Origin of the sequence: Bacillus sp. FSL R5-0820 (assembly GCF_038593385.1) — a bacterium.
In the GTDB taxonomy this organism is placed as follows: domain Bacteria; phylum Bacillota; class Bacilli; order Bacillales; family Bacillaceae; genus Bacillus; species Bacillus altitudinis.
In genome coordinates, this window is sequence record NZ_CP151991.1 from 1797128 (window position 1) to 1821448 (window position 24321).

Below are 24321 nucleotides of genomic sequence, written 5' to 3' on the forward strand. Positions count from 1 at the left end.
GCACATTTATTCGCTACCTTTGAGTAAACTGCCAAGAATCAAATTGGAATAGATTTCCCCCGCCTGTTCCGGTAAAGACAAAAAATACGTTGTGCACTCCGGATGCGCCGTTAATCGATGTTTCTATTTCCCGCCAGTTTTGTGTTCCACCGGTGGAAGGAACATCAAGTGTACCGACCAGTCTGCCGTTTGCGCTGCCAAGGCGTACTTCTATTTTCCCGCCTACTGTCGATGCGACATTGGCTTTAAATGTTCTAGCGCCATTTGAACCAAAGTCTACATTCCCTAAAGCCACCCAATCGCCGTTTTGAATGTTGGTGACATGCTGGTTATTCACTGGTCCTCCTGGTGCTGACGAGGCTTCTGTCAAAATGCGTCCATTCCAAGCGAATGTTTCAGCTTCAACACGTTGATATGGATTCAGATTAGATAGCTGTTTCACCCCTTCATAATTGGCTGCTACTTCTCGAAGGGAGCCATCTGCATTATGCACAAGCTTGTTAATATGTGGAGAGCGATAGCCTTTGCCACTTCCGTATAAGGCAGAGCTAACGGTTTGCGTATGATACACCACATACCACTCATTTTTAAAATTGAACACCGCATGATGGTTGTTACCGCCGCCACCAAAAAAAGCACCCGGATTTTTCAGAAAGTGTCCTTTATACGTGAAGGGTCCCATCGGACTTGAGCTCGTCATATAGCCGATTTCACCAGGTGGTTTATCGGCAGGATGTGAGCCGCCAAAATTGATGCAATAGGAATAGTAATAGGTTCCGTTATACTTATGCATCCCTGAGTCTTCAAACATAAAAGGAGCATCAATGGTGGATGCGCTACTGGCCACACTTGTCATATCAGCACCTAGCTTCAGGACTCTTGCTGTTTTAGGATTTGCCCATTGTCCCTGCGTTGGATTGGAACCGCCTGGAACGCCTCCGCCGGCATATAGATAACCAGTACCGTCATCATCTACAAATACGGCCGGATCAAAAAGCCATACAACTCCGGACATGCCAGGTGTACTTGGCGTAACGAGCGCTTTTCCAATTGGATCAGTCCATGGGCCAATCGGGCTGTCTGCTGTAAGGACTCCAATCCCTCCGCCGCTATTAGCGAAATAAAGGAAAAATTTATCCTTTCCATTGATCTTCTTTACCGCCGCTGATGGGGCCCATGATGCGCCTGCCCATTTGGCAATGCCTCTGCCGCCATTTGCCCCATTTGCCCCCGCTACTGGAATCGCTCCGTGATCGGTCCAGTTGACCATATCCGCCGAAGAGATGACGAATACTCTATTCAGATTTGCAAATGAATTGTCCTTAATCGTTCCGTTGCTTTGATATTCATAGTCATCACTCGACATATAAAGGTACACTCTTCCGTTATAGGTAAGCGCAAACGGGTCTGCTCCTAAGTGATGATCAATGAGCGGGTTTGCATTTCCTACTTGCTTGGCAATTGGTGTGCTTGCCGCATGAGCTTCATATACTGGCAAACAACTCAGTACCAAAGTGAAGATCAATAAACAAACGCTACACTTCATCCTCGTCCTCATCCTCATCCTCATCGTGTCATTTCCTCCTGTTTTCATCTTCCTGATATTGGGGTTTAGGCCCAATTTCAAATTATGTTGATGTTTCGTGATGAAGAATGAATACAAAGAATGATTTCTCCCTGTGAATCCTTGTAAAGAGTGCGATGAAAACCCTTACTTTTTAACTAGAAGACAACAAAAAAATGCAGTCTCCATGATGGAGCTGCATTCTTCCTCAATGTTTAATAAATGTAGGCTATATATACCGAGCGGTCACCATTTTCTTTCTCGTGTAAAACTCTACTCCATCTGTTCCATTGGCGTGCAAGTCTCCGTAGAAGGAATCTTTCCAGCCGGAAAATGGGAAGAAAGCCATTGGAGCAGGAACACCAATGTTAATGCCTAACATGCCGGCTTCGATGTTTTCACGAAATTCTCTTATGCTTGAAGCGCTGTCTGTGTATAGGCAGGCACCGTTTGCGAATTTTGATTGATTGGACAGGTCGATTGCTTCTGCGAGTGATGAGACACGGACAATGGATAAGACTGGGGCAAAAATCTCGTCCTGCCAGATTTTCATTTGATTTGTGACATGATCAAAGATCGTTGGTCCGACAAAATACCCTTCTCCATTTGTTTCGTTATCTTGTCTGCCATCACGAATCAGGCTTGCGCCTTCTTCAATTCCTGATTGGATATATTGAAGAGTTCGTTCTTTATGCTCTTTCCGAATGACTGGTCCGAGAAAGACATCTTCATTTATTCCGTTTCCGATGACAAGCTGGTTGGATTCATCGGCCAATTGTTGAATCAAGTCGTCTGCCACGTCTTCTTCAACTGCGACAACGGCTGCTGCCATGCAGCGTTCACCTGCTGATCCAAAAGCAGCGCCAATGATTTGTTTTGTGGCCGATTCTAAATCAGCATCTTTCAAGACGATGGAGTGATTTTTTGCACCGGCAAGTGCTTGTACACGTTTACCATGTGCTGTCCCTTTTTTATAGACGTATTCTGCGACTGGCTGAGAGCCGACAAACGAAATGGCTTTTACCTTTTCATGTTCAAGCAGACCGTTTACTACATCGTGAGCGCCATTGACAATGTTGAGCACACCTTTTGGAAGTCCCGCTTCTTCAAAAAGTTCTGCTAACCGTGCAGCAAGGATTGGCGTCCGTTCTGAAGGCTTTAAAACAAATGTATTTCCGCAGGCGATGGCAAGCGGGAACATCCAGCATGGGACCATCATCGGAAAGTTAAAAGGGGTAATGCCGCCGATGACGCCAATTGGGTAGCGGTACATGCCAGACTCTAGACCAGTCGCAATATCAGGCAGTTGTTTCCCCATCATTAAGGTTGGTGCACCAGCGGCAAATTCCACACATTCAATTCCTCGCTGCACCTCTCCTTTTGCTTCTGTTACACTTTTTCCGTTTTCCAGCGTGACGAGTTCAGCTAACTCATCCCATTTCTCAACGAGTAACTGTTGGTATTTAAATAAAATACGTGCGCGCCGGGGAACAGCTGTTTTAGACCAAGTGGTGAACGCTTCTTGTGCTGCTTGGACTGCATGTTCTACATCCGTTTTTGTAGAAAGCGGTACTTCTGCGATGACTTCGCCAGTAGCTGGATTATAAACAGCTTCCGTTTGGTTCGTTTCGGCGTCCACCCATTGTCCGCCAATATAATTTTTCAACGTTTGTACATCTGTTTTGGTCATGTTCCCTCTCTCCTCTTTGTTTGGATTGTGATGCAGTCGTGTGTTGATTTATCGTCATTGTCTCATCTAAGGGGCCTTCATCTGTATACACTCTTTGTCAAATGAAACCACAGTTCTGCTTTACGTTCTGATAAAACATGTGAAGTCTATACCTTCTAGCTCTTTTGGTTCCGAAGATCTGTCCCCCCTTTTAGGTTGTTTTGTCTGTGTGTCATGATCAGGTTAATCAATTGATGATATGTTTTTGGTTAACTGTTGGTTAACTTTAGAAAAATCATAATATTAAAAACGCTTTCAGTCAATGACCAGTTTGGTGATCTAAAAAAACCTGATGCCAAGTGCATCAGGCTAAGACTGTTTATGTTAGTTATTTAGAAGAAATTGCGTATTGACTCGGCTCTGTATAAGCCGGGAGCATCTCCCCGTGTGCTTCAATTAATTCATTACATAGTTTGATGGTGTCATCAATTGATAATTCAGCACTTGTATGCGGGTCTAATAATGCCGCTTGGTAAATGTGTTCTTTTTTGCCGCTGATTGCAGCTTCAATCGTCATGAGCTGTGAGCTGATATTGGTCCGGTTGAGTCCAGCCAATTGTTCAGGTATCTCTCCGATATAACATGGCATGATACCGCTCCGGTCTGCAACACATGGCACTTCGACACAGGCTTTTTCAGGAAGGTTGTGAATGAGTCCTCCTGTGTTCAGTACATTTCCACCAAATTTAAAGGGAACGTTCGTTTCAATCGCTTCAATGATACGGGAACCATATTCTTTAGAGCGCGTATGCGTGATTTGTGTGTTTCCCACAAGGTCATGTTTCATCGTATTCCAATTGTTGATTTGTTCCTCGCAGCGTCTTGGATATTCATCGAGCGGAATGTTAAACTGTCCAATCAGTTCTGGATAACGAGATTTGATAAAATACGGATGATATTCTGCATTGTGCTCTGAGGATTCGGTGACATAGTAGCCGAATTTATCCATTAGTTCAAAACGAACCATATCAGGATGCCGCGTTTTTTGTTTTTCTTTTGCTCTTGCTTTGATTTCTGGATACAAGTCTTGACCGTCCCGTTTCACTTCTAATAACCATGCCATGTGATTAATGCCGGCAATTTTTTCTTCAATGCCTTCATGGTCCATTTCAAGTGATTGAAATAAATCTTTCGTACACACCTGTACGCTATGGCAAAGACCAACCGTTTGAACCCGAGTATAACGCAGCATAGCGCCAGTCAATGTGGCCATTGGATTCGTGTAATTTAATAATAAGGCGTGTGGACATACTTCTTCCATATCCTTTGCGAAGTCCAGCATCACGGGAATGGTTCGAAGTGAGCGGAAAATACCGCCGATGCCAACCGTATCCGCAATCGTTTGTCTTAATCCATATTTTTTTGGAATCTCAAAATCAATGACAGTGCTTGGCTGATAGCCTCCCACCTGGATGGCATTGATGACATATTTCGCATTCTTTAAGGCTTCTTTCCGGTTGTGATAGGACTGAATGGTCACATGTGCACCGTAGTTCTCTTTTAAGTGACGCAGCATCGTTTCTGATTCTTTCAGCCGGTTGTGATCGATATCATATAACGCAAATTCAAAGCCGGCAAGTGCGGGAACGAACAGACAATCTCCTAATATATTTTTAGCAAACACGGTACTTCCTGCACCGATAAATGTAATTTTAGACATAGACGACACTCCTTTTTACATCAAGGTTGGATTACCCTTTAACAGAGCCTTGAGACAGCCCTGCGATAAAGTATTTTTGCAAAAGTAAAAACATCGTGACCATTGGCAGCATCGCAATGAGAGCAGCGGCGCCAACGAGCTGGAGCTGGTGTTGATTTTGACCAAAGAAATTGGATAAGGCGACTGTAAGTGTATGCATCTCTTTATCTTGCAAGAAGAAGATGGCAAATTGATAGTCGTTCCAAATATACACACAGGCAATGATTAAAACAGAAGCGGTAATTGGCTTCAGCAGCGGAAAAACGACGGTGAAAAAGACTCTGAGTGTTCCCGCGCCATCAATACGAGCGGCTTCTTCAAGCTCCTTTGGAATCGTCGACCGGATAAAACCGGCATATAGAAAAATCGTCAGTGGCAAAAAAGCAGCGACATTGTTTAAAATAGCGATTTGATACGTATTCATCATGCCAATTTGTACAACCATTTTGTATAGCGGGACAAGGGCGGTGAGCGGCGGTATCACCATAATGGCAATGAATAAGAGATACACCGCTTGATTCAGTTTTGTTCCTCTTCTTGCGAGCGGATAGGCGGCAAGTGATCCAAAGATGATGAGTAGGGCAGCGGAGCTGAACGTAATGATCACTGTATTCAAAAAGGACTGGCCAAGCTGAGCATCTGTCCATGCCATCCGAAAGTTTTCAAAATAGAGCGTTGATGGGAACAGCCATTTTGAGCTAAAATCTCCTATCCTCTTTAGAGATGTCGTGACTAAAATATAAAATGGAATCAGGTGAAGCAATGTAATCGAAAGGGCGAGTAAGGAGTACCATCTTTTCTTTCGTTTATAGGCGTTATCCATCACACCTCGGTCTCCTTTCGTTTGAAATAAATGAGCGCTGCGATACTAACGACAAGGATGATGACAGCCATGAAGACACCTTGCGTCGCTGCATAGCCTGCATCCTGCCGTTTGAAATACAAATCGTACATAAAAGTCGACATCGATTGCGAGGAATCTCCGGGTCCTCCGCCAGTGAGCGCGACAATGACATCAAATAATTTAAGTCCACCGATCACATTGAGCACAACATTGATGGTGATAGATGGCATTAAAAGCGGTAATGTGATGCGCCAAAATTGCTGAAGACCTGAAGCTCCATCGAGTTGTGCTGCTTCATAATAATCTTTAGGTATGCTTTGGAGTCCTGCTAAATAAATGATCATGGCAATCCCGACGAATTGATACGTATTCACAAACACAATGATCCAAGTGTTTAGCTGCGGATTACCAAGTGCGTTCATTGGATCAAATCCAAAAAAGGTAACAACGTCGTTTAAAGCACCACCTTGGTACGCAAAGACAAAATACCAAATATAGCCCATAGCAATCGGGCTGATCATGACGGGTAAATAGATCACCGTTCTTGTGATGGCTCTCATTTTTAAACTTTGATTTAATAAGAGTGCATATCCAAGACCAATCATATTTTGTAAGATGGTGCTCCCGATGCCGTAAAGAAGGGTATTTTTCACAACAAGCCATGTAGTTGGATCTTGCAGCAATCGTTTGTATTGATCAAGTCCGATCCACTCATACTGTTGTGAGAAACCGTTCCAATTTGTAAAAGAAAGCTGAATCCCGTTAAAAAAGGGATAAATGATAAAGGCACTGACAACGAGAACAGCAGGCAGATACATCCACCAAAGTGAAGAATTTTGGCTATTTTTCATCTTCTGTTTGGGAAAAGAGGTAAATGTCGCCGCCTGTTTTTCTTTTGTGATGTCACTCATTGGCTTCACTCCTGTTTCAGCATGAGCCTGCTATTGTTTTTTCAGACGTTTATATTCCTCTTCCATTTTCTTCGATAATTGTTCCGGTGTGATGGAGCCTGCTAATAATTCTTGACCGGTCGTTGCCATGACAGCCCACATGCCGCTCGGTAAGTATTTTCGATCAAAATAGGGTTCAATCTTAATATCTTCATATTGCTCGTAAAATGTAGAGTAATAGTTTTTGGCTTTGACTTCTTTTAAAGCCGTTTCAGAGGATGTGCCTTCTGCGATTTTCTTTGCGTTTTCAGGCTTTGCTAAAAAGTCAATGAATTGTTTTGCTTCTTTTAGATGCTTTGAGTCTTTCCATGCCGCGACAGTAAAGCGTTCCCCGCCAATCCAGCTTTGCTCATCTCCTTCATGAATAGCTGGTACGGGCATGGTGCCTACTTTGATCGATTGATTGAGTTCAGTCGCCTCAGTTCCTAAAGATCCTCCCACAAAGGTGAAAGCGATTTTGTTTTGTGCCATCAGCTCAGGTGCTTGGGATAGTTTCGCAGTGAGTACGTCTTTGTTTAAAAGGTCTTGATCTTTCAGCTCCTTCATAAACTGTGCAAGCGGTGTATAGTGAGACCAATCAAATGATCCATTTTCAAGGTCTTTTCCGTATTGATGTTTTTGATCGGTAATGAGTAAAGGCGTTGCCAGCTCATCAAAGACTTGGGCAATATTTGAATTATCGCCTCCTGGGATCCAGAGCGGCACAGCTTCCCCTTTACTTTTTTCTTTGACAGTTTGTAAAGCACTTTTCAGTTCATTCAGTGTTTTAGGAACTTTCATGCCATATTCTTTTAGTAGATTGGCATTAAAACTAAGTCCGTCTTTTGCTTGATTCAGCGGATAAGCATAGACTTTGCCATCTTTGTCTTTTAAAATTTGATCGAGTGAAGGATCGAGTTGTTTTACCCAGTCCATCTCCTTTAGATCAGCCACGTATTCGCTATATCGCAGCTTGGCCCAGCCGTGTGTATCAAATAGGTCTGGCATATCGTTTGCCCCCATTTTGACGCGTATCATATCTTCATAGCTGTTGCCAGGGAAGTTGGCATCAATTCGGATGTTTTGATGTTCTTTTTCAAAATCACGGATCACTTCTTCAAATGCCTTTCTCTCCCCGCTGTTACTCATTGTGGAGAATAGAGTCAAGGTCACTTTCCCGTTTGCTTCAGACGCACCGTTATTGCCGCAAGCAGACAAGATCATCGACAAAACTAGAGCTACACACAGCATCAGAATTTTTTTACTCATCGTTTCCTCCTTTTGATTACTGAAAATTCAGACGATTATCGGTAGAATTCATGCAGTTGCGGAAACAAAAGAAGTCCATTATACTGGAATTCTATTCTTTTCAAAGAGATAAGAGAGCAATTGGGTGAACTGCGTTGTTTTCAGCATGATCTGGCCATCATGCTCAGCAGCTCCCTTCCTGCTTTTTTGTCTCTTTTTTGTTTGCTGAAATGCTCGTTCACCCCCTTTCATGGATTGGGCATGTGCTGCCTCTTTGCATGAGCTTTGTTGGCACGACGACTTTTAGGGGAAGCTTTCTTCCTTCTATCCGCTCAAGCAAAAGCTTTAGACCTACTTCCCCCATTTGTTCTGTATATACTTTAACCGTTGTGAGCGGCGGGCTTGAAAAGGAAGCGGCTTCGATATCATTAAACCCCACGATTGAGACATCTTGAGGTACACGAAGACCGGCTTCATGTAGCGCACGCATAGCGCCTATTGCCATAGAATCACTTCCGATAAAAAAGGCTTCTGGAAGCTTTCCTTTCTGAATGGCTTTTTGCATAAGTGAGTAGCCTTCTTGCATCGAATATTCGCCTATGTGGATGTCATTCATATGAAGAGTTCCCGCTTCTTGCATTCTTTTGATAAAAGTTGTTTGTCTTTCATCCTCAATCACAGCATTTCCTTCAAAATAATGCTCCCTCTCTTTCCCGCCAATATATCCTAGATGTGTATAGCCGAGAGATTGCAGATGACGAATGGCACGATCTGCCGCTCTGACAAAATCCACATGTACACAATCATACAAATCTTCATCCGCATAATGATTGATAAACACAATATGTTCCATTCGGTTTGTCATCTTTTCAACCGTATCAGGGCTGATTCGTCCAATGACGATCAAACCGTCAATATCCTTTAGTATCGCCCCTTTATCCATGTTTCTTAGGCGAAAGGTATGGAGAGTGGACAGACCTCGTTTGGCATATTCTTTTTCAATTCCTTTTCGAATCGATGAAAAAAAAGGATCATTTAATTCTTCGTCAATGGATTGGGCGACAACGACACCGATGACTGGGGATGCGGGCGGGCTTTTTACTTCTGCTTGATCGGCTTTTCTTGCTCTGACTGGGGTATAGTTTAATTTCTTGGCTATGTCGAGGATGTTTTGTCTTGTTGCGTGTGAAACGGCAAGCGTTTGGTCGCCATTTAACACACGGGATACAGTAGAGACGGATACTTTTGCATCATGAGCAATATCTTTGAGTGTAGTCATAGGTAAACTCCTCATCATTTTTGACTAAATGTTTACTAAAGATATTTGAAGAATAACACATAAATAAAGCGCTTTCAATTATAAATTTGTGCTTTTATGAAGTTTTTGAGTATGTTTTGATAAGGAGATAGTTTGTTTAGTAAAATTGCGTAAAAAAGAGGATGGGCTTCATCCTCCTTTTTACTAAGGTGATTTCATTGTGGCTGTTTCTTTTGCGAACAATTGCTTCATTATTTCCCATGCTTTATCTAATTCTTCGTGAAGGCCAAATAAACCTGAAGTGCCAATGATGTAAATTTCATTTCCTGCCTCAGCAAGCAACCGGAACGTGCTTTCATTACAAGAGCCGTCTACCTCAATTGAAAATGAGTATCCCCCCTTCTCTTTGATTTCTTTCACCTCTTTCATTTTCGGAAGCATTTCTTTGATAAAAGGCTGACCCGCAAACCCTGGATCAATTGTCATGATCGTCACCCGGTCTATTAAATGAATAAAAGCATCTAATGCTGCAACTGGTGTGGCGGGATTGAGAACAAAGCCGACCTCACACTTTCTTTCGTGGATATGCCGAATGATTCGAAAAACGTCTTTTTGCACCACTTCTGGATGTAAACAAATCATCGTTGCGCCTGCATCAATACATGCATCAATTAAAAATTCCTGAGGCTGTTCGGCCATTAGATGAACATCAATCGGAACATCTGTCAGTTTCCGAAGTTGTTCAATGAAAAAGGGTGATAAGGTCATATTCTTTACGTAATGACCATCCATGACGTCGACATGATAACGGTCTGCCCTTGTGTTCAGAAGCTGAATTTGTTCACGGAAGTGCGTTAAATCCATACACATTAATGAAGGTGAGAAAATGGCTGTCATCCCCTAATGCCTCCTTTTTATAGATGAAATAAAAATTTGATCAATCCAATCAATATTCCGATGATACCGAAGTCTGTATCGCCAAATGTTGTCCCTTCAAAGCCAAGAGTGCCTAACACAGGAAGTAAACAAGCTGGTAAAAATGAAAGGAGTATTCCATTTACAAAGGAACCGGCGACTGCACCTCTCACTCCCCCCGTTGCATTGCCATATACGCCCGCTGTCGCACCGCAGAAAAAGTGTGGCACAAGTCCAGGAACAATGACAGTTAAACCAAACAAAGGAAGAAGGAAAATAGACACGATGCCTCCAGCAAAACTGCATAAAAAACCGATGATCACCGCATTTGGAGCAAATGGGAAAACAGTTGGTGCATCAAGTGCCGGCTTTGCCCCTTTGACGAAACGATCGGCAATCCCTTTGAAAGCAGGCACAATTTCTCCGATGGCCATCCGTACACCTGCTAAAATAATGTACACCCCAGCAGCAAAGGTAATGGCCTGAATGAGAATGAAGACAGCAAAGTTCGTACCACCACTAATGTTTTCTATGAATGAAATTCCCGCAAACGGTGCAATCGCAAAGAAAAGCAAAGCCATTGTAATGGAGATGGCCACCGATGTATCTCTTAGAAAACCGAGTGATTTAGGCACTTGAATGGTTTCCGTTGATTTCTCTGGGCGCCCGACCCATTTGCCGATCATTCCCGCTGTAAAATAGCCGAACGTACTGAAATGACCGAGCGCCAGATCATCATTTCCAGTGGCTTTCCTTGTAAACGGCTGAAGGATTGCGGGAGCAATGACCATTGCTGCACCTAATACGATTGAACCAGTGGTGATCAGCAGCGTTCCTTGCATGCCAGCTGTTGACAGAACGACTGCAAGCATAGCCGCCATATATAGCGTATGATGACCAGTTAAAAAGACGTATTTAAAGGGTGTGAATTTTGCCAAAAGCAAATTGACCACCATACCAAAAATCATAATAAGCGCTGTCTGTGTACCGAATTCCTTTTGGGCAATGGCCGCCATGGCATCAGTATTTGGGACAACCCCTTGAATGTGAAAGGCTGCTTCAAACATCTTTCTGAAAACCCCAAGTGAATCAGATACGACTGTGGCGCCCGCTCCTAATATTAAAAAACCCATTGTTGTTTTTAAGGTGCCTGATACAGTATCGGCAGCTGACTTTTTCTGCAAAAGTAAACCAGCGAGTGCAAACAAACCGATGAGAATTGCGGGTGTGCCCAATATATCGTTCATGATCAGTTCTATCATGATGTGAATCCCCCTTTTTCCGTCGATTATATGTGTTTACGAAGGACGTCTTTAATGGCTTCCTGGTCTAACAAGTTATTTAATCCAGCGACCTTTCTTGTGCCGTCATCCAGCTGATCGATAATATCTGTTGCGCCGATATAAAGATCTGCTTGTTCATTTTTGCTTGTACTGAGATCGGTGTGATCCACTTCCGCTAAAAGTCCTAATTCTTCTAATGCCTTTTTGACATTCATTTCAACAATAAAGCTGCTTCCCAAACCGTTTCCGCATACAACTAGAATTTTTTTCATCTTCTTGTTCCTCCTTTATACTTGTGAAAATTGATTGATTAGTTGTTGAATGGCTGCTAATTCCTCTGCTTCAATCAATTGTCTCACCCGTTTTTCTTCACTTAACAGCATCGTCAGCTGTTTGAGTGCTTTCAGGTGGGTCATACTGTCAATGGCAGCTAATACAATGATGAGACGAACTTGCTTTTTTCCATCCTTTGAAAAGGAAACGGGCTGATGACATGACATAAGTGACATGCTTAATTTGTTCACGCCATCCTCTGGTCTGGCATGCGGAATCGCCACTTGTGGCGCAATCACAATATAAGGGCCATTTTGATGAACAGACTGGATCATCGCTTTCACATAACTTTCCTGAATCGCTTGTTGATCAAGCAAAGGCTGCGCTGCTTTTGTAATGGCCTCCTGCCATGTGCCTGCTGTTTGCTGGAGCTGAATGGTTTCTTCTGTTAATAAATCCTTTAACACTGGTTTCCACCCTTTCTGGTGTGATACATATGTGGGATGAAGCAGCTCCTTCAGGTCATGAAGCAATGCTTTTTCATTTTGAACGATGGTATGCTGCTGAATGATATTGAATAAAGCATTCACATGGTGCTCATCAAGCTTAGGTTCAGAGCCTTCTCCATATTGAAGCAATGTTTTTTTCTCATAAGCAGTGAGAATAGGGTGAACGAGATGAACAGGTTTTCCTTTAAACGAAATAGGTGTCGTTGACATAACAAAGTCGGCATCAATGGATGTTAATTCTTCATATGAACGTTTTGATAACAGTCCGCGTATGTCGATGTAGCCGATTAATTCAAGAAGCTGCGTTTTCAGCATGTGACTTGTGCCAATTCCTTCTCCGCAGACAATGTAAACAGAACGTTTCGCAATCGATGAAATCCCTTCTCTTCTCATCCAGCCGCCAAAATGCATCGCCACATAGGCAATTTCATGATCGCTCATCTTTGAACAGGCCGCCTTCTCTAAATGGCAAGCAACCTTTTGCGTGATGTCAAACACCTCTGGCTGTGCATGTTTAATGGAATCTGTTAATTCATTGATGATCTCAATGTGATAGATGAGCCTATAATAGGCCGGAATTAAATGCATGGTTAAGTTTTGTTCTAAGACTTCTACTTCCTGGAAGGAAATACACGTATAACGCTGAAAGTCAATGATCATTTGTCTGGCAATGGTTCGAATGAGATGTTCTTCTGGTTTTTGACTTGTTGGAAGTTTTTGTTTTTTGGCACTGAGCCATAGCGTACTAAGAAAATAGATTTCATCATCATGAACCAAAAGACTGGTTTCTTTTTGAATTTGCGCCATGAAACGAATAGCAGCCAAGCATTCATCTGTTTCCTGCAATGTCCGTTTTTCTTCTGTTGAAATGTGTACAGCACGTCCTAGCTTCATCCGTTTAAAGTAGAAAAAGAGATCCATAGACAGCTGATCCAGCATGTCATCTGCAAACTCAAGCTTCAGATCTTGTTCGGACTGTTGAAGGAGAGCATGTATTCTCTTATATGAAATAGGACCCTTTAACCAAACCGATGGAAACGTTTTTTCATTTTTTATCATGGTGCGAATGAAATGAATATAAGGTTTCAGCGCCAACCGAATTGTTCTTTCTTCTCCTGAAATTAAATAGCCGCTAGCCGCCTGATAGTGAAGTGTAAGCTGCTGTTTTGAAAGTGCTTCTTTTAGTTGTTTCATATCTTCAAGCAGTGTATTGCGGCTTACCTTCGTCATCTCCATAAAATCATCAATTTTTAGATGCTTCTCACTGCATGCAATGGATAGGAGCAAGATGGCACGTCTTTCTTTTACACATGGTTCATAGTCATGACCGACAAGAACAGTGTCAGCTTTTTCGATAATGACTTCTTTCTCGTGTGGATGTAAATAGTAGCCTCGTTGATCTTTTCGCTGGACGCCACTAAGCTGATGGGTTTCCAGCCAACTATTCATTCGTTTGATTTCAGCGTAGACCGTTCGAGTAGAGACATTCAGTCGATTCTGTAAATCTTCAATTGATAGATAAGTGGTCGTGTGAAGCAGCATCGATAATAAAGTCGTGCCCCTTTTGGTTAAGTGCAGTTGGAATCCCTCCCCTCTTCCCTTTGGTTATAAGTCTAATCAACTCGCATGCGTCAAAGAAGTCCAAATGTTTTCAGTAAATGTTGTGCAGGTTTTTGGGTGTTCTTTTGTTATAAGAAAAAGCACACTCGTTTGAGTGTGCTTTGAGACTTGTATACAAAGAGCTCTTTGTCTTCTTTTACGTGTTTGAGGACGAATAAACGCAAAAAACCTAGAATGGTATAAAGCCAGTCAAGGTTTTTTATTTTTCCTATATGTGACGCTTAAAATTATTTTTTGTTTAAACTAAATCCGAAATCCAAATCGTTTTCAAATGAAATACAAATACTCCAATCACCTTCTAATGATATAAAGTAGTGGTGCTGTGGGATATCTAAAAAATAGACTAGTAACTCTTCTAGATGTTTTAATTCAAACTGGTACCCAAACTCTGTAAGGTTATCCCCTATGTAAATTACTTGTAAGTTATTATCTAAATATTTTTCTTTTAATTCAGTTATAAAGAGAAGAGCATCAGAAAGTAACGATTCATGATTTGAGCTCTTACTATAATGTTTATTGGTTTGTAACCAATCTATTTTTGAACCAGCAAAATCAAATTTTTGTTCTATTAAGTCTAAATAAATTTTTGGATTTTTATGTACTTTGACATATTTAAGAAGGTCTTTTAATTCCAAATCCTTTATTAGATCTTCATCATAAGAATTCAATAAAATTACCCCCCTTTGTGTTTTTTAAAGTCTTTCTTGTCAAAATCCATAGGAATCGCTGTTTCGTCATTTTGTTGCAATCAATTCAGTGTACAATGCCATTGTAGCTTGGTGATCCGTCTCTGACAAAGCATATTCATCTTTTTTGACCGAGTTATATTAAATTTTCTGCCATACCAAAACTTCATTCTTCTGTGTTCAATCCCAATAATAAATATAGTGCTGAGTTGAAGAATCGCTTGTCATCCCCATTTTTTCATACAATTGTTGTGCTTTTATATTAGAAGTCGCTGTTTCTAAACAGATAAATCGGGCTCCTTTATCGTTTGCAAATGAAAATGCTTTTTTCATCAATTCCTTACCTACTCCCTTTTGACGAAAATCGTTTATAACAAACAAATCATTTAAAATGAACGCATCTTTCATCGCAACAGATGAAAATGTGGGATACAGTTGTACAAATCCTACATATTGTTCACCTTGCTTTGCAACAAACAAAATAGACTCTTGTTTACGGTATCGTTCCACTAGAAAATGATAAGCACCTTCTACATTAGAAGTCTGTTTATAAAATTGGCGATATTGATCAAATAGAACCGAAACTTGTTTTAAATCATTTTCATTAACTCTTACTATATCCACTCTTCTATCCCCTTTTCATATCAATTAGTAGTATAATAATCGATATTCTGACATGTAAAAATGTACAGATTTATACTTTATTAAATGTCAGAAGGGAGGAATGAAGAAATGAAACATTATATTTTCCCTTTCAGTGCCAATCAACCAAAATATAAACAAATTTATGAGCAATTTAAAAAATTAATCGAGGAGGGAAAGTTAAAAACAGGAGAAAATCTTCCTTCCATTCGTTCACTAGCCAATGACCTAGGTGTTAGTCGCCACACTACACTACAAGCATATGATCAATTATTAGCTGAAGGATATATTCAAGCCAATGAGCGTAAAAGCTATAGTGTCAATGAATTTGAACCGATATTTCTTCAAACCTCTATTTCAGAAGTACCTAGAAATGAACCAATACAATTGATAGATTTCATTGATTTCAAAGCAAGTACTGTTGATGAGGAACAATTCCCTTTAAAAGTTTGGCGGCAAATTTCCAACAAAGTGCTGCAGCAATCTATTAGCTTTCAATATGGAGATCCTTTTGGAGAACCGGGGTTTAAACAAGAACTGGCTGATTATTTATTTCAAGCGAGAGGTATGATCATTAACCCCAAAAATATTATCGTTGGAAGTAATACACAGCAACTACTGTTGTATTTGGGATTTCTATTAAAAGAACGTTTTTCTAGTATGATTGTTGAAAACCCTGGTTATAGCGGTGTACGTGAGGTCTGTCATTTACATGGATTTGAGATTGAAAGTATTCCTGCATCAAAACAAGGTGTATTATTGGACTCACTCGTAAATAAAAGCGGGAAATTATTGTACATAACACCTTCACATCAATATCCTACTGGTACTGCACTATCGATTCAACAAAGAATTGAATTGATTCAATGGGTACGATCAAATAACGGTTTCTTATTAGAGGACGATTACGATGGAGAATTTCGATATGGACAAAAACCATATCCTGCTTTAGCCTCTTTAGATGCTGCACATGTCATTTATTTTGGTACGTTTTCAAAAGCATTTCTACCAGCTATACGATTAGCATATATGGTTTTACCTGATTCATTAATCAATATCTATATGAGTAAATTTGAACATTTCGAACATAATGCTTCTTTATTGCACCAACTGACCATGACTGAATTTATGAAAAGTGGGGAATGGACAAAGCATATTAAGCGTATGCGCAATACTTATAAAAGGAAAATGAACTTATTGGTTCAACAAGTTCACCATCTATTTGGAGAGCAGATTGAGATCATTGGTGACAATGCAGGGTTATATATCATGTTACGTATACACACGCCCTATTCCGAAAAAGAATTAATTGAAAAAGCTCTTCAACAGCATGTTAAAGTGTATCCTACAAGTCATTTATTTATCGAAAATCCACCTGTACAACCGCACATACTGCTCGGTTTCGCAAACCTTACTCTTGAACAAATCGAAAGAGGTATTTGTTTATTAAAAGAAGCATGGAAATACAATTGATGGTTCATTGGAGGTTTTTTTGTAACTTAGATGGATAAACTCATCTAACGCTTCCTCTGGCGAATCAATATCCTGATGAAATGTCCCACTTAAAAAATCTTCTAACTTCTTTAAATAACTGGAGCTATCATTCATTGAATCACCTCTGCAATGTATTATATCTTTTCTACTATTGAAAAAAGTTAAATAAATGAAAGGGTATAACATATTTTATATGACGAATATGCTATACCCTTTCTTCTTAAACTAACGCACCTGTTAGCATAACAAAAAAATGATTATTTTATTTTTTTTAGCATTTTAAAATTAGCCAACTTAACCCCCTTTTTTTCCACAGTTTGTGAACAAACAATTTTGTAACCTAGATGTTCAAAAAATGGCTTAGCTGTAATACTTGCTTCGGTATCAATTTCTAAAAGATTTAGTTTCTTTGCCTCAGATTCGAGCATATCAACTAAAGCTGTGGCTATACCTTGTCCTTGATAATCTTTATGAACGAATAGTCTATCTAAGTACCCGGTATGCGTTAAATCGCTAAAACCAACAACTTTACCATTCACTTTAGCAACAAATGTTATATTTTGACTCAATGATTCCTTCCAAGAATTCATTTTAGATTCTTTTTCATCTCTTGGTGCCCAAGCATCCAATTGTACTTGGGAATAATTTTTTGAATTTACGGAATGCACTGTTTCATAAAACAATGAAACAATCTCTTTTGTATCAGTTTCCTTAAACTTTATAATCTCCACTTTCTGTATACCTCCCCTTGTTTGGATAAGCATCCTATATTGTTATTCTCAATGAGAACTTCTTGCACCCTCATAACACATTCTCTCATAAAAGATATTACCGCTTCGTCTAAAGACCTCACAGTGTCCTTTCTTACGATTTAGACTTAAGCAATTGCAGCTCTTGATCCATGATTTCAGCTGCTTCTGAAATAAATTGAATGATTAAATCCAATTCTTCTGGCTTGTATTCATTTGTGAGTTTTTTGGTGGATGCCGATAAAGATAGAAAGAGTTGTTTCACCTGTGATTTCCCCGCTGTTAATGGAACAATGATGACCCTTCGCTTGTCTTTTGGGTCCTTCTCCCTTTTGACGTAGCCTGCTTTTTCTAACCGGTCAATGAGAGCGGTGACCGCACCTGAGCTAAGACCGGTTTTTTCACTTAATTCACCTGCTGTGAGAGGACCAAGTTCGTTTAATAAATCGGCTGATTTGAGATCTGTTGGGAAAAGGCCGAGCGATTGAGCGGCTGCTTGGTGGAATAGGACTGTTCGTGTAGCAAGGCGTCTCATCGTATGAATAATCAGGTCCGCTTGATCTTCTGCCTCGTTCTTTATTGACAACTTGTTCTCCTCCCTTTAAAATCAATTTATCTTGATCATCAAGATAAATGTTCTCTTACTTTATAATTAACTTGATCATAGCAAAAAAGTGAAGAGAACGTAAGCAGGAGGTAATGAAATGAATAACGTGGATCATAAAGGCAAGGCATCCACTCGCTTTGTTGTCATCGGTTTGCTGTTAGGGATTTTTATGGCAGCGATGGACAACACCATTGTCGCAACAGCAATGGGAAGCATCGTCGCCGATTTGGGCAGTTTTGATAAATTTGCTTGGGTGACTGCTTCTTACATGGTGGCAGTGATGGCCGGTATGCCGATTTATGGAAAGCTTTCAGATATGTATGGTCGAAAGCGTTTTTTTCTGTTTGGACTTATTTTCTTTTTAATTGGATCTGCGCTGTGCGGCATCGCACAAACAATGGATCAGCTCATTATTTACCGTGCGATTCAAGGACTTGGAGGCGGTGCTCTTCTTCCGATCGCTTTCACAATTATCTTTGATATCTTCCCGCCAGAAAAGCGCGGGAAAATGTCCGGTATGTTTGGTGCAGTTTTTGGTCTATCCAGTGTATTAGGCCCGCTGTTAGGAGCGATTATTACGGATTCGATCGGCTGGCATTGGGTGTTTTATATTAACGTACCAATCGGTATTGTCAGTGTGTTCTTGATCGCCAAATTTTATCAAGAATCGCTCGAGCATCGCAAGCAGAAAATTGACTGGTCAGGTGCCATTACACTTGTCGTTGCGGTTGTCAGTTTAATGTTCGCCCTTGAGCTTGGCGGAAAATCGTATGCGTGGGATTCTGTTCAAATCTTGACACTATTTGCTGTGTTTGTTGTCTTCGGCACCATCTTCTTCGTTGTTGAACGAAAGGCAGAAGAACCGATTATTTCATTTTGGATGTTTAAAAATCGTTTGTTTGCGACATCTCAAATTTTGGCGTTTTTATATGGCGGGACGTTTATTATTCTAGCTGTCTTTATTCCTATCTTCGTCCAGGCAGTGTACGGTGAATCTGCAACAAGTGCTGGGTTCATTTTAACACCGATGATGATTGGGTCCGTGATTGGCAGTATGATTGGCGGAACGATGCAGACGAAAGTACCTTTTAGACGATTAATGACCATCTCTGTGATTTCATTTTTTGCTGGGATGCTGCTGCTTGCCAATATGTCGCCTGATACAGCAAGATTGTGGCTTACGCTCTTTATGATGATTTCAGGTTTTGGCGTTGGATTTAGCTTCTCCCTTCTGCCATCTGCTTCAATGAATGATCTCTCTCCGCGCTACCGCGGCAGTGCTAATTCTACCAATTCGTTCATGAGATCACTTGGGATGACTTTAGGTGTGACGATTTTTGGAACGATACAAACCAATGTCCTGACAAATCGTTTAGCAGATGCTTTTAGCGGAATGAAAGGAGCTCCATCTCAAGTTGGTGATCCGCAAGCCATTTTTCAAGAGGGGGCACGCTCACAAATTCCGCCTGATATTTTAAATAAAGTGATTGATGCGATGTCACAAAGTATTACGTATGTATTTATGATTGCTTTATTCCCGATTGCACTTGCGGCGATTACGGTCGTATTTATGGGAAATGCACGAGTACGTACATCAAATGAAATGAAAGAAAGCGAATAATGTGAAAAAAGCAGAGCGATGTGGCTCTGCTTTTTTTCATCTTATTGATATAAAAGTTGGGCTTTTCCTTCACTGCCAACGATCTTTATTTTAGATGTGACCATGTCTTTGGCTGCTTGTTTTGCTTTTTGTAAATACATACGCGGATCTAAGCTTTCAGGTTCGTTTGAGAAATGATCACGAATCGCTTCAGAGTATGCATTTTTCAGTTCAGTGGACACATTGACCTTTGCCATACCGAGTGCGACACATCTTTTGACATCCTCATCTGGTACAGCTGAACCACCATGAAGGACAAGTGGCACTTCGACAAGCGCTGCAATTTGTTCAATGCGGTCAAAGTCGATATCCGGCACCCCTTTATAGATGCCGTGGGCCGTGCCGATCGCAGGTGCTAAAGTAGGTACACCAGTTTCTTCTACAAATTGACGGCACTCTGATGGAATGGCTTTTTCAGCATCTTTTTCATCCACGACAATATCATCTTCTACCCCGCCTACCTTGCCTAACTCGGCTTCCACATTCACTCCTACTTTTAAGGCGAGGTCCACCACTTCTTTTGTGCGGCGTACATTTTCTTCATATGAATGCATGGAAGCATCGATCATCACGGATGTATATCCTGCTCGTATACAAGTAAGAATCACATCAAAATCAGTGCAATGATCGAGATGAAGGCCGATTGGGATTTGGTATTGATCCGCTGCCGCCTTTACTGTATCTGCAATGGCTTTTGCACCAAGCGATTGGACCGTGCCAACCGTTGTTTGCAAAATGACAGGTGATTTTAATTCAGCTGCCGTTTCAAGTACCCAGTAAATACTATCAAAGGAATGTACATTGAATGCGACAATTCCGTATTTTTCTTTTTTTGCTGCTTCAAGCATGGGTGTTGTGGAAAGTAAAGGCATAGTCAAACATCCTCTCTTGTCAAAATCTCTGTTTTTAATAAAGTAAGCATTTCTTCATTTGTTCTTGTTTCGAGCAGTTTTTGCCGTTTCGTTTCATCCATTAATCCTCGTGAAAGAGCAGAAAGTGCTTGTAAGTGAGTAGTTCCTGCTTCACTTTTTGGAATGAGTAAGGATAAGAAGAAAAAGCAAGGCTTCCCATCAAAAGCGTCCCATTCGATTCCGGTTTCTGTACGGACGATGACGAGTGCCGGTTTTGTGATGGCGTCTGACTGTGTATGCGGAATGGCAAATCCATCTTGAAAGCCGGTTGTACTCAGAGCTTCTCTTTCAGCTAGTCCTTTTTTGACTGCCTCAGGAGATGTACAAATACCTGCTTCAGCGGCAATGTCAGCTATGGCTGCGAAAACGCCAGCCTGTGAAGAAGCTGTTTCATGTAGATTCATATAAATATGTTCCATCATTTCTCTTCCTCCCTATTAAACTGCGGGTTTGTCTATTTTCTTGCGGTAAAGTCCGTATAGAATCGCACCTACAAGTGATCCGATGAGTATGGATAGTACCCACTGGAATGCGCCTGTGACGACTGGAAGGACAAGGAATCCGCCATGCGGAGCTGGAACCTGTACGCCAAACAGATACGTCAATATAGCAGAGATGGCGGAACCAAACATGATAATTGGCAGGACAACGACTGGGTTTTTTGCTGCAAATGGAATGGCTCCTTCGGTAATATGAGTCGCTCCGAGAATATAGTTGATCATCCCAGCATTTCGTTCTTGTGGTGTAAAATGTTTTCGGAAAATCGTTGTGGCAATCGCAATGATAAGCGGCGGTGTGATACATGCTGCTGACACCCCTGCCATGAAGTAAAGGTTACCTTCTGCGAGTAAAGCCGTTCCTGTGACATAGGCTGCTTTGTTAAAAGGTCCTCCCATATCAAATCCACACATGGCTCCAACAATTAAACCTAAAAGCAATGGATTTGTGGATTGAACTGATGAGAGAAAATCCATTAATGAATGATTTAGCCCTGTAATTGGAACTAATAGCGGGGTCATGACAGCCCCAATTAAGAAAATACCAATGACAGGATAGATGAAAATTGATTTTAATCCGTCAAGTGATGCTGGTAATTTTTGAAGCAGGAATTGAAGAAGTACGATGATATACCCTGCTGCAAAACCTGCGATAATACCACCTAAGAATCCAGCGCCTCCATCGTTTGCAAGCAAGCCACCGATAAATCCGACAACCATCCCTGGGCGTTTGGCGATTGAATCAGCGATAAATGCTGCTAAAATAGGTACCATTAAGCTAAAGCCGAGTCCGCCAATGTTTTTCAAGTAGGCAGCGAACGGATGATACGTTTCATGCTGAGGATCAGCTGAGTAAATACCGAATAGAAAAGATAAAGCAATTAAGACCCCGCCTCCAACAACAAATGGAAGCATATGTGATACACCGTTCATTAAATGTTTGTAGATGGTGTGTATCCACTTATTCGCTGACTTTTGTTGAGCTGATGAAGGCGCAGATGTTGTTCCAGAAGCTCTTCCTTTCACTTGATGAACGGGGGCTTCTCCATTGATAATGCCTTGAATCAGTTCATTTGGTGTGCGAATCCCCTTTGCTACAGGCACTTCAATGAGTGGTTTGCCGTGAAAACGATCTGTATTCACATCTTTGTCAGCAGCGACAATGACCCCATCGGCCTCCAAAATGTCTTGATCCGTTAAAGCGTTTTCAATTCCTACTTGACCATGCGTTTCCACTTTGATGTCGACCCCTAATTGCTCAGCAGCGATTTTTAATGCCTCAGCTGCCATAAATGTGTGCGCAATGCCTGTTGGACAGCCAGTGGCAGCGACAATTTTCTTGCGGCTCATGTGAACTCCCCCTTATATGTTCTGAATGTGTATTTGCTCAATTAATGAATCAATGTCATGTAAATCACTTAACCCTTTTGAAAAGGCGGTAGATGCCCCTGTTGCAATGCCGTAGCGTAAGCATACTTCATGAGGTTGTCCTTCCAGCTGTTTACTTAGGAATGCAGCGAGCATGGCATCACCAGAACAAGCCGTATTTACGACCGTTCCTATTGGTGCATTTCCTTTTAATACGGCTTCGTTTGTAAGGAATAGTGCACCTTCTCCTCCTCGGGAAATGAGTACTTGCTCTGCACCCATCTCGATCAGCTTTTGTCCTGATTCAATGAGTTCTGTTTCTGATAAACGGTGAGTTTTTCCAAAAAATGCGGCAATCTCTTCTTCATTTGGTTTTAGTAAATATGGTTTGTATTGAAGTGTTTCTAAAGCTGCTTTAGAGCTTGTGTCTAAAATAAATTTCACGTTGTTTTGATGACAAATAGCGGCTATCTCTGAGAAAATGCTGGCAGGGACGCCTTTAGGCAGACTACCTGACATAATGAAGATGCTGCCTTTTGGAATGGCTAAAATTTTCTCACGAAAGGCATCAAGCGCTTTTGCCTCTATAGCGGGTCCTTGATTCACAAGCTTGTATTCTTCCGTTGTGTTAATAAATACATTAATGCGTGTAATCCCATCAACTGGGATAAAATCGGTTTGAATGGAGAGATCTTTTAACGATTGTTCAATATATGAACCTGAAAACCCAGCAATAAATCCTAATGCAGTGCTGGTGAAGCCATATTTCTTTAGCATAATGGACACATTAACACCTTTTCCATTCGGCTGATAATCCTCATCTTCCGTGCGGTTGACTGTATCTGCACGCATTTCTTTTAATGCAATATATAGGTCAATAGCAGGATTTAAGGTGCAGGTATAAATCAATTGGTTTCACCTTCTTTCTTTTCTCTAAAGAAAGTATCTCATACGATTCAGTGAAAATGTTTTCAGATTGTGTAAAGGTTTTCACGGTAAAAAGCCTCCCATCATGAAGTGTGGAAGGCTTTTTAAGTGTTTATTTCATCCGAATCACATAGGCGTCTAGTAAAATGCGGGCAATGACATGAAGAGACAGGCGGGACCTGACTTCGTAATCTGGGAAGAATGATTGTTCCCCTTTATATCCGACGAGTGTCATATCTGATATTTTACTTAATGTAGAATCAATTCTAGTTGTGACCGTAATGGTCGTGACTTGCTTCATACTGAGGTTTTGGCAGGCTTCTACTAGTTCCGACGTTTCTCCATTTAATGAAACAAAGATGGCAAGTTCGTTTTTATCAATGTCACGCGATTTGAGCCGAATGATATTCGGGTCGTCATGAACTTCACATGTTTTTCCGATGAGCTGCAATTTGATGGTCATCTCTTTGGCGATCATCTCTGAGAAGCCTCTGCCAAAAATATAAATTTTGTCCGCATCGTGGATTTTTTGAACTGCATCCTCAATTTGCCCAATACTTTGCAGTTGAATCGTCTTTAAGACCTCTTCTTCATTTTTTCGAATAGCTAGTTTGATGTCTTCGTCAATATTTTTTAGTTGATCACTATCATCTGTCATTTTCTTTTCTTGTTTCAATCGATATTTAAAGGATGTATAGCCATTGTATCCAATTTTCTTCATCAGTCTGACAATGGTCGCTGTCGACACGTTGGCTCTTTCACTTAATGTGACGATGGATAAGGTGGAGATATCCTCTAAATGCTGGTGAATATAATGCAGTAAATAACGTTCTGTTTCACTTAACGTTTGATACACATCACTTGGTATATTAAATAATGGTTCATTCAATGCGATTCCCCCTTACTCAT

Annotated in this window: 22 protein-coding genes; 2 read left to right on the top strand and 20 right to left on the bottom strand. The window is 41.0% G+C overall.

The features are described 5' to 3' along the window. Positions 1–13 precede the first annotated feature (13 nt). From NST15_RS09165 to NST15_RS09225, 13 genes are all read right to left on the bottom strand, one after another. Positions 14–1558, bottom strand: coding sequence for a glycoside hydrolase family 43 protein (locus NST15_RS09165; RefSeq protein ID WP_342499031.1), 1545 nt, complete (start codon positions 1556–1558; stop codon positions 14–16). Between the two features lie 235 nt (positions 1559–1793). Beyond that, positions 1794–3254 (bottom strand): CoA-acylating methylmalonate-semialdehyde dehydrogenase, encoded by a 1461-nt coding sequence (locus NST15_RS09170; protein ID WP_342499032.1) that lies wholly within the window; start codon positions 3252–3254, stop codon positions 1794–1796. A 367-nt stretch (positions 3255–3621) separates the two neighbouring features. Next, positions 3622–4953, bottom strand: a complete 1332-nt coding sequence (locus NST15_RS09175) for an alpha-glucosidase/alpha-galactosidase (RefSeq protein WP_007499268.1) — start codon at positions 4951–4953, stop codon at positions 3622–3624. Between the two features lie 31 nt (positions 4954–4984). After that, positions 4985–5815: a carbohydrate ABC transporter permease gene (locus NST15_RS09180; protein ID WP_282900607.1), complete on the bottom strand. Its 831-nt coding sequence runs from the start codon at positions 5813–5815 to the stop codon at positions 4985–4987. Then, positions 5815–6747, bottom strand: coding sequence for a sugar ABC transporter permease (locus NST15_RS09185; RefSeq protein WP_342499033.1), 933 nt, complete (start codon positions 6745–6747; stop codon positions 5815–5817). Before NST15_RS09185 ends, NST15_RS09180 begins: the two co-directional genes overlap by 1 nt. Positions 6748–6777: 30 nt before the next feature. After that, a complete protein-coding gene (locus tag NST15_RS09190; protein ID WP_342499034.1) occupies positions 6778–8034 on the bottom strand; it encodes an ABC transporter substrate-binding protein in 1257 nt (418 codons plus the stop codon). Between the two features lie 217 nt (positions 8035–8251). Beyond that, positions 8252–9292: a LacI family DNA-binding transcriptional regulator gene (locus NST15_RS09195; RefSeq protein ID WP_008343725.1), complete on the bottom strand. Its 1041-nt coding sequence runs from the start codon at positions 9290–9292 to the stop codon at positions 8252–8254. 183 nt (positions 9293–9475) lie between these two features. Beyond that, positions 9476–10168 (bottom strand): D-allulose 6-phosphate 3-epimerase, encoded by a 693-nt coding sequence (gene alsE, locus NST15_RS09200; protein WP_008343724.1) that lies wholly within the window; start codon positions 10166–10168, stop codon positions 9476–9478. A gap of 17 nt (positions 10169–10185) precedes the next feature. Further along, entirely contained in the window at positions 10186–11448 is a 1263-nt protein-coding gene (locus NST15_RS09205; protein WP_342499035.1) for a PTS ascorbate transporter subunit IIC, read from the bottom strand. Between the two features lie 26 nt (positions 11449–11474). Next, positions 11475–11741: a PTS sugar transporter subunit IIB gene (locus NST15_RS09210; protein ID WP_017359544.1), complete on the bottom strand. Its 267-nt coding sequence runs from the start codon at positions 11739–11741 to the stop codon at positions 11475–11477. 15 nt (positions 11742–11756) lie between these two features. Beyond that, the gene (locus NST15_RS09215) at positions 11757–13829 is read right to left on the bottom strand and encodes a BglG family transcription antiterminator (protein ID WP_342499054.1); all 2073 of its coding nucleotides are present in this window, start codon (positions 13827–13829) and stop codon (positions 11757–11759) included. A 269-nt stretch (positions 13830–14098) separates the two neighbouring features. Continuing rightward, a complete protein-coding gene (locus tag NST15_RS09220; protein WP_008343720.1) occupies positions 14099–14539 on the bottom strand; it encodes a hypothetical protein in 441 nt (146 codons plus the stop codon). A 198-nt stretch (positions 14540–14737) separates the two neighbouring features. Next, positions 14738–15181: a GNAT family N-acetyltransferase gene (locus NST15_RS09225; RefSeq protein WP_342499036.1), complete on the bottom strand. Its 444-nt coding sequence runs from the start codon at positions 15179–15181 to the stop codon at positions 14738–14740. Between the two features lie 108 nt (positions 15182–15289). On the opposite strand from NST15_RS09225, the gene NST15_RS09230 reads away from it, so the two are divergent. Next, positions 15290–16672 carry a PLP-dependent aminotransferase family protein gene (locus NST15_RS09230; RefSeq protein WP_342499037.1) on the top strand — a complete coding sequence of 461 codons (1383 nt, stop codon included), beginning with the start codon at positions 15290–15292 and terminating at the stop codon, positions 16670–16672. A gap of 278 nt (positions 16673–16950) precedes the next feature. Here the strand turns inward: NST15_RS09230 and NST15_RS09235 are convergent, their stop codons facing one another. After that, complete coding sequence (locus tag NST15_RS09235) at positions 16951–17424, bottom strand: GNAT family N-acetyltransferase (protein ID WP_142155210.1); 474 nt, start codon at positions 17422–17424, stop codon at positions 16951–16953. Between the two features lie 133 nt (positions 17425–17557). Next, the gene (locus NST15_RS09240) at positions 17558–17977 is read right to left on the bottom strand and encodes a MarR family transcriptional regulator (RefSeq protein ID WP_046344981.1); all 420 of its coding nucleotides are present in this window, start codon (positions 17975–17977) and stop codon (positions 17558–17560) included. 169 nt (positions 17978–18146) lie between these two features. On the opposite strand from NST15_RS09240, the gene NST15_RS09245 reads away from it, so the two are divergent. Next, positions 18147–19670: an MDR family MFS transporter gene (locus NST15_RS09245; protein WP_060832380.1), complete on the top strand. Its 1524-nt coding sequence runs from the start codon at positions 18147–18149 to the stop codon at positions 19668–19670. A gap of 41 nt (positions 19671–19711) precedes the next feature. Here the strand turns inward: NST15_RS09245 and NST15_RS09250 are convergent, their stop codons facing one another. The 5 genes from NST15_RS09250 to NST15_RS09270 all read right to left on the bottom strand — a co-directional run bounded on the left by NST15_RS09250 (position 19712) and on the right by NST15_RS09270 (position 24301). Then, positions 19712–20581, bottom strand: a complete 870-nt coding sequence (locus NST15_RS09250) for a class II fructose-bisphosphate aldolase (protein ID WP_019744149.1) — start codon at positions 20579–20581, stop codon at positions 19712–19714. Positions 20582–20583: 2 nt separating this feature from the next. Beyond that, the gene (locus tag NST15_RS09255) at positions 20584–21042 is read right to left on the bottom strand and encodes a fructose PTS transporter subunit IIA (RefSeq protein WP_254001286.1); all 459 of its coding nucleotides are present in this window, start codon (positions 21040–21042) and stop codon (positions 20584–20586) included. Between the two features lie 15 nt (positions 21043–21057). Beyond that, positions 21058–22467, bottom strand: coding sequence for a fructose-specific PTS transporter subunit EIIC (locus NST15_RS09260; RefSeq protein ID WP_052320506.1), 1410 nt, complete (start codon positions 22465–22467; stop codon positions 21058–21060). Between the two features lie 12 nt (positions 22468–22479). Then, complete coding sequence (gene pfkB / locus NST15_RS09265) at positions 22480–23394, bottom strand: 1-phosphofructokinase (RefSeq protein WP_342499038.1); 915 nt, start codon at positions 23392–23394, stop codon at positions 22480–22482. 130 nt (positions 23395–23524) lie between these two features. Beyond that, positions 23525–24301, bottom strand: a complete 777-nt coding sequence (locus NST15_RS09270; RefSeq protein WP_007499235.1) for a MurR/RpiR family transcriptional regulator — start codon at positions 24299–24301, stop codon at positions 23525–23527. Positions 24302–24321 lie beyond the last annotated feature (20 nt).